Source organism: Streptomyces sp. WAC 06738 (assembly GCF_003945505.1).
Taxonomy (GTDB): domain Bacteria; phylum Actinomycetota; class Actinomycetes; order Streptomycetales; family Streptomycetaceae; genus Streptomyces.
The window spans coordinates 2109255-2123598 of sequence record NZ_CP029618.1; the positions used below are offsets into that span (position 1 = coordinate 2109255).

At 72.7% G+C, this 14344-nt stretch carries 12 protein-coding genes; 2 read left to right on the forward strand and 10 right to left on the reverse strand.

Annotation, left to right across the window (positions count from 1 at the left end; genetic code table 11):
• Positions 1–7: 7 nt before the first annotated feature.
• From DMB38_RS08900 to DMB38_RS08920, 5 genes are all read right to left on the reverse strand, one after another.
• Positions 8–658: an SLATT domain-containing protein gene (locus DMB38_RS08900; RefSeq protein WP_125934714.1), complete on the reverse strand. Its 651-nt coding sequence runs from the start codon at positions 656–658 to the stop codon at positions 8–10.
• Positions 659–829: 171 nt separating this feature from the next.
• A complete protein-coding gene (locus DMB38_RS08905; protein ID WP_125934715.1) occupies positions 830–2521 on the reverse strand; it encodes a glycoside hydrolase family 13 protein in 1692 nt (563 codons plus the stop codon).
• Positions 2522–2632: 111 nt separating this feature from the next.
• A complete protein-coding gene (locus tag DMB38_RS08910; RefSeq protein ID WP_125934716.1) occupies positions 2633–3544 on the reverse strand; it encodes a carbohydrate ABC transporter permease in 912 nt (303 codons plus the stop codon).
• Positions 3541–4479: a sugar ABC transporter permease gene (locus DMB38_RS08915; protein ID WP_125934717.1), complete on the reverse strand. Its 939-nt coding sequence runs from the start codon at positions 4477–4479 to the stop codon at positions 3541–3543. The genes DMB38_RS08910 and DMB38_RS08915 overlap by 4 nt, the downstream gene beginning before the upstream one ends.
• A gap of 27 nt (positions 4480–4506) precedes the next feature.
• Positions 4507–5784 (reverse strand): extracellular solute-binding protein, encoded by a 1278-nt coding sequence (locus DMB38_RS08920; RefSeq protein WP_125934718.1) that lies wholly within the window; start codon positions 5782–5784, stop codon positions 4507–4509.
• 148 nt (positions 5785–5932) lie between these two features.
• Between DMB38_RS08920 and DMB38_RS08925 the strand changes: the two genes are divergently transcribed.
• Positions 5933–6973: a LacI family DNA-binding transcriptional regulator gene (locus DMB38_RS08925; protein WP_125934719.1), complete on the forward strand. Its 1041-nt coding sequence runs from the start codon at positions 5933–5935 to the stop codon at positions 6971–6973.
• Positions 6974–7122: 149 nt separating this feature from the next.
• On the opposite strand, the gene DMB38_RS08930 is transcribed toward DMB38_RS08925, so the two are convergent.
• Positions 7123–8556, reverse strand: coding sequence for an alpha-amylase family protein (locus DMB38_RS08930; protein WP_125934720.1), 1434 nt, complete (start codon positions 8554–8556; stop codon positions 7123–7125).
• A 337-nt stretch (positions 8557–8893) separates the two neighbouring features.
• The gene (locus DMB38_RS08935; RefSeq protein ID WP_125934721.1) at positions 8894–9985 is read right to left on the reverse strand and encodes an RNA polymerase sigma factor; all 1092 of its coding nucleotides are present in this window, start codon (positions 9983–9985) and stop codon (positions 8894–8896) included.
• 292 nt (positions 9986–10277) lie between these two features.
• Here DMB38_RS08935 and DMB38_RS36060 point away from each other — a divergent pair, with 292 nt between their 5' ends.
• Positions 10278–10451 (forward strand): hypothetical protein, encoded by a 174-nt coding sequence (locus tag DMB38_RS36060; protein ID WP_164715946.1) that lies wholly within the window; start codon positions 10278–10280, stop codon positions 10449–10451.
• A gap of 25 nt (positions 10452–10476) precedes the next feature.
• Here DMB38_RS36060 and dnaG read toward each other — a convergent pair whose 3' ends face one another.
• From dnaG to DMB38_RS08950, 3 genes are all read right to left on the reverse strand, one after another.
• Positions 10477–12432: a DNA primase gene (gene dnaG / locus DMB38_RS08940; protein ID WP_125934722.1), complete on the reverse strand. Its 1956-nt coding sequence runs from the start codon at positions 12430–12432 to the stop codon at positions 10477–10479.
• A gap of 80 nt (positions 12433–12512) precedes the next feature.
• Positions 12513–13124, reverse strand: a complete 612-nt coding sequence (locus tag DMB38_RS08945; RefSeq protein WP_206337664.1) for a TetR/AcrR family transcriptional regulator — start codon at positions 13122–13124, stop codon at positions 12513–12515.
• A gap of 149 nt (positions 13125–13273) precedes the next feature.
• The gene (locus tag DMB38_RS08950) at positions 13274–14344 is read right to left on the reverse strand and encodes a phosphotransferase family protein (RefSeq protein ID WP_164715947.1); all 1071 of its coding nucleotides are present in this window, start codon (positions 14342–14344) and stop codon (positions 13274–13276) included.

A 14344-nucleotide genomic window follows, 5' to 3' on the forward strand; every position in this document is an offset into this window, starting at 1 on the left:
ACCCCCCTCACCCCCGCTCGCCCGGCGGCAGTCCCGCGTTGTCCTGCAACTGCTGGGCCGTCGCGCGGAACTCGTTCAGCCACTCCGCCGTCTCCGACTCCACCTGCCGCCGTACGGCCTCCACCAGCGACGTCAGCAGCGCGAGCCGGCGTTCCAGCGCCGCCGGGTCGAGGGTGTCACCCGATGCGGCCCCGTCCGCCGCGCGGAGCCCTTCGGCCGCCCAGGCCATCCGGAAGTCGTTCAGCTCCGCGCGCAGCGCCTGCGCCGCGGTGATGTCGCGCATCCAGCCGGACGACAGGCCGAAGAAGTGGTCGAAGCCCTTGCAGCCCGCCGCCAGCGCCAGCAGGACGTAGCCCCAGCCCTGCGGCGGGCCGCCCGAGATGACGCTCGCCAGCGGGATCAGGGTGCCGGCGACGGCGAGGAGGATCGTCAGCGCGCTGATGACGCGGGAGCCGCGGCGCTTGAGGCGCTTGTCGTCGAGATACCACTCGATGGCGTCCTCGGCCTCGTGCTCGGCCCAGGTGCGCAGTTCCCGCAGGATCTCGGCCTGCCCGCCCGCCTGTTCGAGCGCTGCGCCCGGGAAGGGGCGGCTCCGCAGGTCGCGGCGTCTCCCCCGGCCGCCCCCGGCACCCGGCCTCCCCGTCTCCCGACCCGGCATCAACTGCCTCCGCACTCGCCCCAGTCCAGCTCACCGAGGCTATCGGCAACCGGCGGGCCGGGGCGCGGCGGACGGGAGGAACCCGCCACCCGAAGGGGCGTGCACCCGGTGCGTACGGCACGGGCGTTCCCCCGCTCCGTACGCACCGGGTGCTCCCCCGGTCCGTACCGCTCAGGACTCCCCGGCCGACCACCACACCGTGGTGTCCGCCGGCAGCTCCACCTCGCCGCCGCCCGGGCCGCCCGGCTCGCCGCCGGCCTGCTCCGCGCTCGCCAGCAGCAGCCGCCCCGCCGGGACCGTGACCCGCACCGGCGCGCCCGTGGTGTTCGCCGCGCAGACGAACGCCGCGTCCCCCGACGTGCGCCGGAAGAGCAGCACCCCGTCCGGTGCCGGCAGCCACTCCACCGCGTCCCCCGCGCCCAGCGCGGGGTGCGCCCGGCGTACCGCCAGTGCCGTGCGGTACAGCTCCAGCGTCGAGCCCGGCGTGCCGGTCTGCGCCTCGACGCTCAGCTCGCCCCACCCGGCCGGCTGGGGCAGCCAGCTACCGCCGTCCCCGAAGCCGTACGAACTCCCCGTCACCGTCCACGGGATCGGCACCCGGCATCCGTCGCGGAACCCGTCCTGCCCCGCCCCGCGCGCGAACGCCGGGTCCTGCCGCACCTCGTCGGGCAGGTCGGTGACGTCCGGCAGGCCCAGCTCCTCGCCCTGGTAGAGGTACGCGGAGCCGGGCAGCGCGAGCATCAGCAGCGTCGCGGCGCGGGCGCGGCGCAGGCCGCGGACGGGGTCGCCGGCGGAGCGCAACTGGGTGCCCAGGCCGGCCGGGTTGGCGAAGCGGGTGGTGTGCCGGGTGACGTCGTGGTTGGACAGCACCCAGGTCGCGGGCGCGCCGACGGGGCGCATGGCGGCCAGCGAGGCGTCGATGACGGGGCGCAGCTCGGCGGCGTCCCAGTAGGTGCCGAGGTACTGGAAGTTGAACGCCTGGTGCAGCTCGTCGGGGCGGACGTAGTTGGCCGTGCGCTCGACGGTCGGCGTCCACGCCTCGGCCACGGCGATGCGCCGGCCGGGGTACTCCTCCAGGACGCGCCGCCAGCTCCGGTAGATGTCGTGCACGCCGTCCTGGTCGAAGAACGGCATGGCGGCGTTGCCGAGGAGCCCGAGCTGTCCCGTTCCGCCGACGTCGGGCAGCCCGGCGGCCTTGACCAGGCCGTGGGCGACGTCGACGCGGAAGCCGTCGACGCCCATGTCGAGCCAGAAGCGCAGGATGGAGCGGAACTCGTCGGCGACCGCCGGGTGCTCCCAGTCGAAGTCGGGCTGCTCGGGGGCGAAGAGGTGCAGGTACCACTCGCCGTCCGGGACCCGGGTCCAGGCGGGGCCGCCGAAGATGGACTCCCAGTCGTTGGGCGGCAGTTCGCCGTTCGCGCCCTTGCCGGGGCGGAAGTGGTAGCGGGCGCGCAGCGGGGATCCGGGGCCCTCGCTCAGGGCGCGGCGGAACCACTCGTGGCGGTCGGAGGAGTGGTTGGGCACGACGTCCACGATGATCCGCAGGCCCAGTTCGTGGGCGTCGCGGATGAGGGCGTCGGCGTCGTGGAGGGTGCCGTAGACGGGGTCGATGGCGCGGTAGTCGGCGACGTCGTAGCCGCCGTCCGCCTGCGGGGAGGCGTAGAACGGGCTGAGCCACACCGCGTCGACGCCGAGCTTCGCGAGGTACGGCAGCCGGGCGCGGATGCCGGGCAGGTCGCCGGTGCCGTCGCCGTCGCCGTCGGCGAAGCTGCGCGGGTAGACCTGGTAGATCACGGCGTCGCGCCACCAGTCGAGGTCGGCGGCGGAGTCGGTGGCCGTACGGGCGGCCAGGTGCTGGGTCATGTCTTCCCCGGGTCGTCGGTGGGCGGGCGGCGTGCGGGCCGCGTCCAGTGGCTTGCGGGAGGAGGGGCTGTGCGGAGGGGTCTGAGCGGAGGGGCGGAGGGGGCGGAGCGCTTACGACTTGGCGGCGCCGGCCGTCAGACCGGTCACCAGGTGGCGCTGGACGAGGTAGAAGAACGCCGCCGCCGGGAGCCCGATGAGCACGCCGGTGGCGGCCATCAGGTTCCACTGCTGGTCGTGCTCGCTGACGAAGGTCGCCAGGCCGATCGGCAGCGTGTACTTGTCGGAGCTGAGGAGGAATACCGAGGCGAAGGCGAACTCCGCCCACGCGGTGATGAAGGTGTAGAACGCCGCGACCGCCATGCCGGGCCGGGCGAGCGGCAGCACCAGCCGCCAGAAGGTGCCGAAGGGCGTGAGCCCGTCGACGCGGCCCGCCTCGTCGATCTCGTGCGGGATGGTGTCGAAGTAGCCCTTGAGCAGCCAGGCGCAGTACGGCACGGCCTGGGTGAGGTTGACCGCGATCAGCGCCCAGTACGTGTCCAGCAGGTCGAGCCCGGCGAGGATGTTGTACAGCGGCACGATGAGGATCGCGAACGGGAACATCTGCGTGACCAGGAAGGTCCACATGAGCTGCCGGTGGCCGGGGAAGCGCATGCGCGAGACGGCGTACGCGGCGCTGGCGGAGACGAAGACGCCGATCACGCACGTGCCGAGGCTGACGATCAGCGAGTTGCCGACCCAGTGCAGGAAGTCGGTGTCGGACAGCACGGTGGTGTAGTTCGACAGGCTGACCTTCCCGGCTATCTCGCCGGCGTGCAGGAAGTCGGTCTTGTCGGGGCCGAGCGAGATCCACGCGAGCCAGGCGACCGGGAAGAGCGCCACGAAGCTCGCCAGGAGCAGCGTGCCGTGCAGCGCGACGGAGGCGGCCGTGCTGCGCTCGCCGCGCCGGCGCGGGCGGGCGGCGGCAGGGCGGGCAGGACGCGAGGCGGCGGAGCGGGCCGGGCGGGAGGTGGTTGCTTGGCTCATCGGACGGCCGCCTCCTCGTTGCGGTTCAGCCAGCGCCGGTAGACCGACACCAGCACGACGAGCATGGACAGGATGATCACGCCGTACGCGGCGGAGCCCGCATAGTCCCGGGGCGTCTGGCCGAAGCCGAGCCGGTAGGCCCAGGTGACCAGGATCTCGGTGTCGGGCGCGGTGGAGCCGAAGAGCAGGAAGATGACGATGAACTGGTTGAACGTCCAGATGACGCCCAGCATGATCACCGTGCTGCTGACGGCGCGCAGTCCGGGCAGCGTCACGTAGCGGAAGCGCTGCCAGGGCGTGGCGCCGTCCGTCTCGGCGGCCTCGTACAGCTCGTTCGGGATCGACTGGAGCCCGCCGAGGAGCGAGACCATCATGAACGGCACGCCGCACCAGGTGTTGACGACGATCGCCGCCGTCCGCTGCCAGAACGGCTCGCTGAGCCAGGCCGGTTCCGGCATGCCGACGGAGGCGAACACGGAGTTCAGCACGCCTCCGTCGGCGAGGATCATCCGCCAGGAGAAGACGGTGACGAACGTCGGCACCGCCCACGGCAGGATCAGCGCGAGCCGGTAGAGGGTGCGCCCGCGCATCCTGCGGTTGAGCAGGACGGCGAGGCCCAGTCCGATGCCGTAGTGGAGGGCGACGCAGGCGGCGGTCCAGAAGAGGGTCCAGGCGAACTGCTTCCAGAAGGTGTCGGCGGCGCTGCCGGTGAGGATCTCGACGTAGTGGTCGAAGCCGACGAAGGAGAAGCTGTCCGGGATCTCGTTGACCCCGATGGTGCGGCCGACGTTGTCGCTCGTGGCGTCGGTGAGCGACAGGTAGACGCCGCGGCCCAGCGGGTAGGCCACGAGCACGCCGAGGACGGCGACGACCGGGGCCACCATGGCGTAGGCGTACCAGTGGCGGCTGTACGACTGCTTCAGGCTGCTGATCATTCGGTGCCCTTCAGGACCGCTGCCGCGCTACGAGAAGTCGGGGACCAGCTCGCCGAACTTCTCGGCGGTGGCGTCGAGTCCGGCCTTGACGCCGGTGTCGCCCTTGAGGACGGCGGCGAGGTTCTGCGCGAAGTCGTCGCCGAGCAGGGTGCTGTACTCGGGCAGCGCGGGGCGCGGCTGAGCGGTGTCGGCGAGCACCTGCTGGTAGTCGGCGACGCCGGGGGCGGCCTTGACCTCGGCGGTGTAGGCCGAGGCGCGGGTGGGCAGGGTGCCGTTCTTCAGCGCGATCTTCGCCTGGGTGTCCGCGGAGGTCATCCAGCCGGTGAACTCGATCGCGGCTTCCTTGTGCGCCTCGTCGGAGCCGTTGTAGACGGAGAGGTTGTGTCCGCCGGTGGGGGCGCCGGCCTTGCCGGTGGAGCCGGCCGGGACGGGGGCGATGCCGAGGTCGGCCTTGTCCTTGAAGGCGGGCCCGGCGAAGACGTTCGTCAGCTCCCACGGCCCCTGGATGATCATGGCGACCTTGCCGTTGACGAAGGCGTCCTGCATGTGGGCGTAGGCGTCGGCGGTGACGTCGAGGTCGGCGGTGCCCGGTGCGTCGACGATCTCCTTGGCCTTCTCCACGCCGGTGACGGCCCCGGGCGAGTTGACGGTGATCTTCTGCGCCTCGGCGTCGACCATGTCGGTGCCCTCGCCGAAGAGGAACGGCAGCGTGTAGTACGGGTCCTTGTGGAGCCAGAAGCCGTCGGCGCCGGTCTTCTTCTCCACGTCGGCGGCGACGTCCATGAGCTGGTCCCAGTCGGCGGGCGGCGCGTCGTGGCCGGCCTTCTTCAGCAGGTCCTTGTTCCACATCAGCGCGAGCGTGTCGGTGACGATCGGGGCGCCGTAGGTCGTGCCCTCGTACTGCGCCTGCTTCAGCAGCGACGGCGTGAAGTCGTCCTGCTTCTCGAGTGCGGCGGTGCCGTCGAGCGGGGCGAGGAACTGCGACTTGGCCCAGGAGGCGGTCCAGCCGACCTCGGTGCGGATGACGTCGGGGGCTCCCTTGGTGCCGGCGGCGGTGGTGAACTTGTTCTGCGCCTGGTCGAAGGGGACGTTGACGTACTCGACCTTGATGTCCGGGTGCGCCTTCTCGAACTCCTTGATCAACGCCTTGTACGTCGGGGCCTCGTTGGTGGCATTGGAGGTGTCCCACCAGGTGATCGTCACCTGGCCGCCGGCGCTCCCGCCGTCGCCGCCGTCGTCACCGCAGGCCGTCGCCACCAGCGCAAGTGATGCGGCCAGGGCGGTGGCGGCTATGCCACGTCGCATAGTGAACTCTCCTTCAGGCAGGGAACCGCGCCCGCACAGCGCGGCGCCGGACGCCGAGGAAGCTAACAGGATTGACATGCGACCGAAAGACCTTGCAAGTAATTTCTGCAAGGAGTTACGGTCTCAGCGAGAACAAGGGAGGCACGACGTGCGCCAGGAACAGTCAGGTCCCGCGACCGCGCGGCTCGCCGACATCGCGGCCCAGGCCGGGGTGAGCGAGGCGACGGTCAGCCGGGTGCTGAACGGCAGGCCGGGCGTGGCGGACACCACCCGGCAGGCCGTGCTGGCCGCGCTCGACGTGCTCGGCTACGAGCGGCCGGTGAAGCTGCGCCGGCGCAGCGCGGGCCTGATCGGGCTCCTCATCCCGGAGCTGGACAACCCGATCTTCCCCGGCTTCGCCCAGGTCATCGGCCAGGCGCTGACCCGGCAGGGCTACACCCCGGTGCTGGCCGCGCAGACCCCGGGGGGCTCGACGGAGGACGAGCTGACCGAGATGCTGGTGGAGCGCGGCGTGGACGGCATCGTCTTCGTCTCCGGGCTGCACGCCGACACCACCGCCGACATGGAGCGCTACACGCGACTGCGCGGCAAGGGCGTGCCGTTCGTGATGATCAACGGCTACTCGGAGAAGTTCCAGGGCACGTTCATCTCCCCCGACGACCGGGACGCGATGCGGCTGTCGGTGACCCACCTCGCCTCCCTGGGCCACCGCCGCATCGGGCTCGCGCTCGGGCCCGGCCGCTTCGTGCCCGTACAGCGGAAGGTCGAGGGGTTCCTCGACTCGATGCGCGAGGTGCTGTCCGTGCCGGAGGCGGACGCGCGGGCGGACATCGAGCACTCGCTGTACTCGCTGGAGGGCGGGCAGGCCGCGGCGGCGGCGCTGCTCGACCGCGGCTGCACGGCGATCGTGTGCGCGAGCGACATGATGGCGCTGGGCGCGATCCGCGCGGCCCGGCAGCGCGGGCTCGCGGTGCCCCGGCAGGTGTCGGTCGTCGGCTACGACGACTCCCCGCTGATCGCCTTCACCGACCCGCCGCTGACGACGGTCCGCCAGCCGGTGACGGCGATGGGCCAGGCCGCGGTCCGGGCCCTGCTGGAGGAGATCGGCGGCACCCCGGCCCCGCACAGCGAGTTCGTCTTCCACCCGGAGCTGGTGGTCCGCGGCTCGACGGCCTCGGCGCCCGCGTAAGCGGCTCCGCCGGGGGCCGGGTGCCGAAAGGATCCTGGGGGCGCTGCCCCCAGACCCCCCTGCCTGGGCCGGCCGGTCAGGCACGGCTCGACGGCCCCGGCGTCCGAAGAGGGTCTGGAGACGGAGCCCCCAGACCCCCTCGGCCGCTCCTACGGGTGGAAGGCCACCGCGCCCCTGGCCGGCAGGTCGAGCGTGACCCTGCCGCCGGCGACGGTGACCTTGCCGGCGCAGTCGTCGAGCACGTTGCAGTACACGCCGTCCGGGACCGCCGTGCCGAACTCCTGGGTCACCGGCTCTCCCGTGTTGTTGAGCGCGGCGAACCCGCGGTCCCCGCGGCCGAAGCCGACGACGTTGCCGCGCGGCGACTGCCAGTCGGTGACCTCCGCGTCCCCGGCCGCGTTCCGCCAGCCGACCATCCCCGTGATCCGCGGGTCGCGGTCGAGGCAGTACCAGCCGGCGGCGCAGTCGGTGCCGGTGACGAAGCCGTCCGCGCCGGCGGGCGGCGAGTCGTCGTTGCCGGCGAACGCGAAGCCCGCGTAGACGGTGGGCGGCGCCTCCGTCCAGCCGAGCTGGAAGACGTTGGCCAGCACGGCGGTGTCGCCGTCCTTGTACGTCAGATGGCGGCCGTTGCGCTCGGTGTCGTGGTTGGTGACGAACGACACCGAGTTCCCCGCGGGCAGCAGCCCCTGACCGGGGCCGAGGTTCTCCAGTTGCGCGATGTCGCTCTGGAACGCGGCCTTCACCCGGTCACCGAAGGCGAAGTCCAGCACCCGGCCGCTGCCGTAGTACTCGTCCGGCGCGGGGGTGCTTCCGGGGAAGACCTCGTGGAAGACGAACGGCCGCGAGCCGTCCGCGGTGTCGTCCAGCCGGCCGGCGATCGCCTCCAGGTCGGCGGCGGGGATGTGCTTGGCGGCGTCCACGCGGAAGCCGGAGACGCCCCGCGCGATCTGGGAGTTCAGATATCCGGCGATCTTGTCGCGGACGGAGTCGCTGCCGGTCTTCAGGTCCGGCAGGCCGAGCAGTTCGCAGTTCTGGACCTCCCACTTGTCGTCCCAGTCGCTGATCTCGCGGTTGCAGACGTCGACGTTGTAGTCCGCCCGGGAGTACATGGGCGGCGCGTACTTGTCGCCGAGCGCGGTGCCGGCGTAGCCGGTGCCGGTCTGCGCGGCGGTGTGGTTGACGACGACGTCGGTGTAGACCGCGACGCCCGCGCCGTTGCAGGCGGCGGTCATGGCGGTGAAGTCGGCCTCGGTGCCGAAGCGGCCGCTCAGGCCGTAGCTGTACGGCTGGTAGACGTCCCACCAGTGGTGCCGGGGGTGGGACAGCGACTCCGCGGGCGGCGCCACCCACACGGCGCCGTAGCCGGCGGGCCCGAGGACGTCGGTGCACTCGGCGGCGACCGACTTCCAGTTCCACGACCACAGGTTGGCGATCACGTCGTTCCCCGCGGCCGTGTCCCTCGCCACCGCCTCGGTGCTCGCGTGCGCCGTGGCGGCGGGCAGCAGCCCGAGCACGAGAGCGGCGAGCGCCGTCCCGGGCAGCAGGCGCGAGCCGCGCAGCCGCCTCCGTACCGATTGAGCCATGTGTACCCTCCTGGTCTCGGAGAGCTGACGCGCCACAGCCACATCGGTCTGCGGAACCGAGGATCGCAAGATTTTGCAGAACGATCCGGATCCGCGTTCCCGGATGACGGTAGGGGGCGGAACAGAGCACGGTCAACCCGTGGGAAAGACGCTTGCAAAGTCTTTCAACACCGCCCCGGCGATGCTAACTTCACCCAGGCGTTCCCCCGACCCCGGTCCGGCCGGGCGGGGGTCCTTCGCAGGCCCCACGCGCCCGCTCGGCCGGACCGGTTCCACCCATGCGGAAGCGGGCTCCGGCGCCTCACGGCCGGAGCCCGTGCCGGTGCCGTACCGCGGATCAGTCCAGGTAGCCGCGGAGCTGGTCGGCGAAGGCGTGATCGCGCAGCTTGTTGAGGGTCTTGGACTCGATCTGCCGGATCCGCTCGCGGGTCACCCCGAAGATGCGGCCTATCTCCTCCAGCGTCCGCGGCCGGCCGTCGATCAGCCCGTACCGCAACTGGACGACCTTGCGCTCCCGTTCGCCGAGCGTGGACAGCACCGCCTCCAGGTGCTCGCGCAGCAGCAGGAACGCCGCCGACTCCACGGGCGAGGCGGCGTCGCCGTCCTCGATGAGGTCGCCGAGCGCGACGTCCTCCTCCTCGCCGACCGGCGCGTGCAGCGACACGGGCTCCTGCGCCAGCCGCAGCACCTCGCTCACCCGCTCCTCGGGCAGCCCGAGATGGGCGCCGACCTCCTCGGGCGTCGGCTCGTAGCCGCGCTCCTGGAGCATGCGGCGCTGGACCCGCACGACCCGGTTGATGAGCTCGACGACGTGCACCGGGACGCGGATCGTCCGGGCCTGGTCGGCGAGGGCGCGGGACATGGCCTGGCGGATCCACCAGGTCGCGTACGTGGAGAACTTGTAGCCACGGGCGTAGTCGAACTTCTCCACCGCGCGGATCAGCCCGAGGTTGCCCTCCTGCACCAGGTCGAGCATCGTCAGCCCGCGGCCCACGTACCGCTTGGCGACGGAGACGACGAGCCGCAGGTTCGCCTCGATCAGCCGGCGCTTGGCCATCCGGCCCAGCACGACGAGCTTGTCCAGGTCCAGCGCGAGCGGCGTGACCAGGTCCGGCTCGGCGGCCAGCTTCTCCTCGGCGAAGAGCCCGGCCTCGACCCGCCGCGCCAGCTCCACCTCCTCGGCGGCGCTGAGGAGCGGAATCCGGCCGATCTCGCGCAGATACTGCCGGAACAGGTCGGACGTGGGCCCGCCCCGATCGGGCCGCACGGCGGATGCCGGAGGCGGCGGCGCGGGCGCGGCACCGGGCTCGTCGAGCCCCGCCGGAGCCCCGTTCGGCAGGGTCAGGACGTCGGGCGCAGCCTCGCGCCCGGCCCGTACGGAAGTGTTGAGGGTCTGGGTCTGCACGGGGGCGACCTCCAGGGTGGTCACTGCCGGTTCGGGGACGTGGGGCAGCGGAACGGCAGCGGCGGACTCGCCGCCTTCCGTCCCGATCGTGGATAGCGGATCCCTGGCGGCTCGTCGCCCGTTTTGGACAACCCCGCCACGCTCCGAGGACTCAGGCACCGCCCCCAGTGTGGGGTACGACACACGCCCGGCAGTAGGGTCGTGCGACCACATTTTGTGTCCGGCTCGTGACCGGACGGTTACGCAACGGACGAATGTGCACGCTTGGGGCAGCGCGCCCGCTCGCGCAGCGTAACCCTATGGTCACACTGGTGATTTGACCACCATGCGTCCTCCGGTCAGACTTGCGCCCTCGGGCAAGGTCCTTGAGGCGCACGGCAAGACCCTCCTGGAGTACAGCCAGGTGCTCGGTGTACTGGTGTCCGGGCAGGTGGCCATCATGGAGCATCTCGGCATCAACCCGCCGGAGGCGGCCGCCGGGGGCGGCTGACCGGCGCCGAGCCTCCGCCTCCGCGTCAGAGCGCGGCCGCGCCGCGGGCGCGGAGGGATTCGCGGTACTGCTGGAGTGTCCACAACTCGCGCTGGGCCGACTCGAACTGGTCCGGCGGGCCCTGGGCGCCCAGGCGGTGGACCGTGCTGCGGACGTCGTCGATGCGGCGGTCGACCGCGGCCAGGCGGACGCCCGCGAGCTGTTCGCCCGCGTAGATCGCGTCCGGGTCGCGGCGGCTGCGCGGGGGTTCCACCGCCAGCTCCGTGATGAGCGAGCGCACGCCGTCGTCCGGCGCGGCGTCGCGGACCCGGGCCAGGTACGCGGCGCTGTCGTCGGCGGCGGCGACGCCGCCGGCCGCCTCGATGGCGGCGCGGACGGTCGCGTACGGGGCGGCCGTGAACTCGTCGGCGAGGTAGGCGTCGAAGGCCGGGGCGACCAGCTTGGGGTGCTGGAGCGCCAGCTTCAGCAACTCGCGCTCGCGGTGCAGCGCCGGGGTCCGCATGTACAGCGCCGGGCCGCCGGAAGCGCCGGCCGCGCGGGTCGTGGCTCCCGGCCCCGCGGGCGGCGCGCCCGCGCCGGGCCCCTGCCCGGGGCCGCGGCCCTGGCCCTGCGCCTGGCCCTGGCCGCCCCTGCCCCGGCCACCGCCGCCCTGCGCCGCGTACCGCGCAAGCTGGCGTACGCGGTCCACCACGAACCGTTCGTCCAGGATCCCCAGCATCCCCGCGAGCTGCACCGCGTACTCGTGCCGGATCGCTACGTCCTTGATCCGCGCCACCACCGGCGCCGCCTGCTCCAGCGCCGCCGAACGGCCCTCCGCCGTGTCCAGGTTGTGCTGCGTGACGAACGAGCGGATCGCGAAGCCGAACAGCGGCGAGCGCTCCTCGATGAGCTGCCGCACCGCCTCGTCGCCCTTGGCGAGACGCAGGTCACAGGGGTCCATGCCGCCCGGGCTCACCGCGATCGACGTACGGGCCGCGAACTTCTGGTCGTCCTCGAACGCGCGCAGCGCCGCCTTCTGCCCCGCCGCGTCGCCGTCGAAGGTGAAGACCACCTCGGAGCGGGAGTTGTCCGTCAGCACCCGGCGCAGGATCTTGACGTGCTCGCCGCCGAACGCCGTGCCGCACGTCGCGATGGCCGTGGTCACCCCGGAGAGGTGGCAGGCCATCACGTCGGTGTAGCCCTCGACGACGACCGCCCGGCCCTGCTTGCCGATGTCCCGCTTGGCCAGATCGATCCCGTACAGCACCTGGGACTTGCGGTAGATCGGGGTCTCCGGCGTGTTCAGGTACTTCGGCCCGTTGTCGTCCTCGCGCAGCCGGCGGGCGCCGAAGCCGACGACCTCGCCCGTGATGTCCCGGATCGGCCACATCAGCCGCCCCCGGAACCGGTCGATGGGCCCGCGGCGGCCGTCCTGGGAGAGGCCGGAGAGCGTCAGCTCCTTGTCGGTGAAGCCCCGGCCGCGGAGGAAGCGGGTGAGGTGGTCCCAGCCCGCCGGCGCGTACCCCACACCGAAGCGCTCCGCCGCCGCCTGGTCGAAGCCGCGGTCGGCGAGGAACCCGCGCCCGATCTCGGCCTCCGCGGAGCCGAGCTGCTCGGCGTAGTACTGCGCGGCGACCTTGTGCGCCTCCAGCAGCCGGGTGCGCTCGCCCTGCTGGCGGCCGGGGGTGTAGCCCCCTTCCTCGTACCGCAGGGTGATGCCGGCCTGGGCGGCGAGGCGCTCGATCGTCTCGGAGAAGGACAGGTGCTCGACCTTCATGACGAAGTCGACCGTGTCCCCGCCTTCCTGGCAGCCGAAGCAGTGGTACAGGCCCTTGGCCGGACTCACGTGGAAGGAAGGGGACTTCTCATCATGAAAGGGGCAGAGCCCCTTGAGATTGCCCCCGCCGCCGGGACGGAGCTGCAGGTACTCGGAGACGACGGCGTCGATCGGAACCGCGTTCCTGACCGTCCGCACGTCGTCGTCGTTGATCCTGCCTGCCACGAGTGCAGTCTACGGCCGGGCGCCGACAGCCCCGCGCCCCGCCGCCGCGGCGGCCCGGGGAAACGGCGGCTTCAGGAGCTTCAGGAGGAGGTGTCGTCGTACGCGCTGAGGAAGAAGTCGACGACGGACTCCACGAACCCGCCGTCGAAGGTCCGCTCGGCCACCAGCCGGCGGAACATCAGCGGGCCCGAGAGCTGGTCGACGGCCAGGTCGGTGTCGAGCCCCGCGGGCAGTTCGCCGCGCTCCCTGGCGGCGTCGACGATGGCGCGCAGCCCCTCGGAGGCCGCGGTGTAGAGGGAGTTCTTCAGCTCGCCGTACGCCGGGTCGACGCTGACCCGCTCGATGACGGCACGCAGCGCGCGCTCCGCGGTGGGGTCGTGCAGCCAGCGGCGGACCACGTTCAGCTCGCCCAGCAGGTCGCGCCGCAGCTCCCCGGTGCGGCGGACGTGCGCGATCGTCAGGCCCTCGGTGATGGCGTCGCGGATCATCTCCGCGGGGTCGGGCCAGTGGCGGTAGAGGGTGGTGCGGCCGACGCCGCTGCGGGCGGCCACCGACACGTGCGTGACGGCGGCCCAGCCCTGCTCGACCAGCAGGGCGCGCGCGGCGTCGAGGGCGGCGGCCCGGCTGCGTACGGCTCTCGGATCGGGTCCGCGCTCCAGGCCCGAAGACCTCGTGCCGGTTCGAGGCGACAACAGGACTCCATCCCGCGTGACCCCGAGGCCCGGGGCTGGCTGACGATCACGTACGGCCTCACTCGGAGGAATCCGTACACCTTGTCCCAAAGTCGGCGCCGTATCGCCGACCTTGATTGCTGAAGGGGCCCGCCGCGGACCCGCCGGAATCAGACGGCGACGGCATCGAGGGGTGCGAGGATCGCCGCGAGCAGGCGCTCGGCGGCGCGTGTGAAGGGGACCTCCGACGCTCCGTCGGCCAGGCCCTGTTCGGCCAGCAGCCGGCCCGTGCGGGCGGCGACGAGGGCGAAGCGGAAGCCGGCGAACACCTCGTGCCAGGGCAACTGTCCGGCGATCGGCCGGCCCAGCCACTCCTCGTAGCGGTCGATCGTAGCCTGCCGTCCCGGCAGGCCCGCGAGCCGGGGCCCGTCGCCCGCGAGGTGGCGGCCGACGTGCAGGAACCAGGCGAGATCCGCCTCCGGCGGGCCGAGGAAGGCCGTCTCCCAGCCGAGTACGGCCGCGGGGCGGGCGCCGCGGAAGACGATGTTGCCGAGCCGGGCGTCGCCCCAGAGCAGCCGGGGCGGGCCCGCGGGCTCCGGGAGGGTCTCGCGCAGCCAGTCGAGCGCCGCGAGGACGACGCCGGAGCGGTCGGCGGCGAAGTGGTCCAAGTGCCGCTCGTAGAAGTCGAGCTGGCCGCCGAGGCCGCTAGGTGCGCCGGCGGCGTGCTCCAGGAAGGCGACGTTGAGCCGGTCCCCGTCCAGGCCGTGCAGCGTCCGGAGCACGCCGAGGCCCGCCCACCACAGCTCCGCCCGTCCCGCCTCGTCGCGGTCGGCGAGCGCGCCGCCCGAGCGGTACGGGGGCCGCTCCGCGGGCGTCCACCCGCGGACGCGCTCGGTGACGTAGAACGGCGCCCCGAGCACGGCGGGGTCGGCCTCGTAGCCCAGCACGGCGGGCACCGGCACCGGCGTGGGCGCCAGCGCGCGCAGCACCCGGTACTCGTCGAGGAGCCGGGACTCGGGCAGCACCTGATACCGCGTGGACGCCACCCGTACGGCGAAGTCCCGCCGCGTCCCGGTCCGCTGCCACTCGGCGACGGCCCACAAGGTCTCGGGACCGAAGCCCCGTCCGCGCGGCGCCTCCACCCCGACCTCGGGGGTCCCGGCCTCCGGCAGCCGGCCGGCGAGCCACCGCGCAAGGCTGCGGCGGGTGGTCTCGATGTCTCGTTGCGGCGGTTCGGGCAC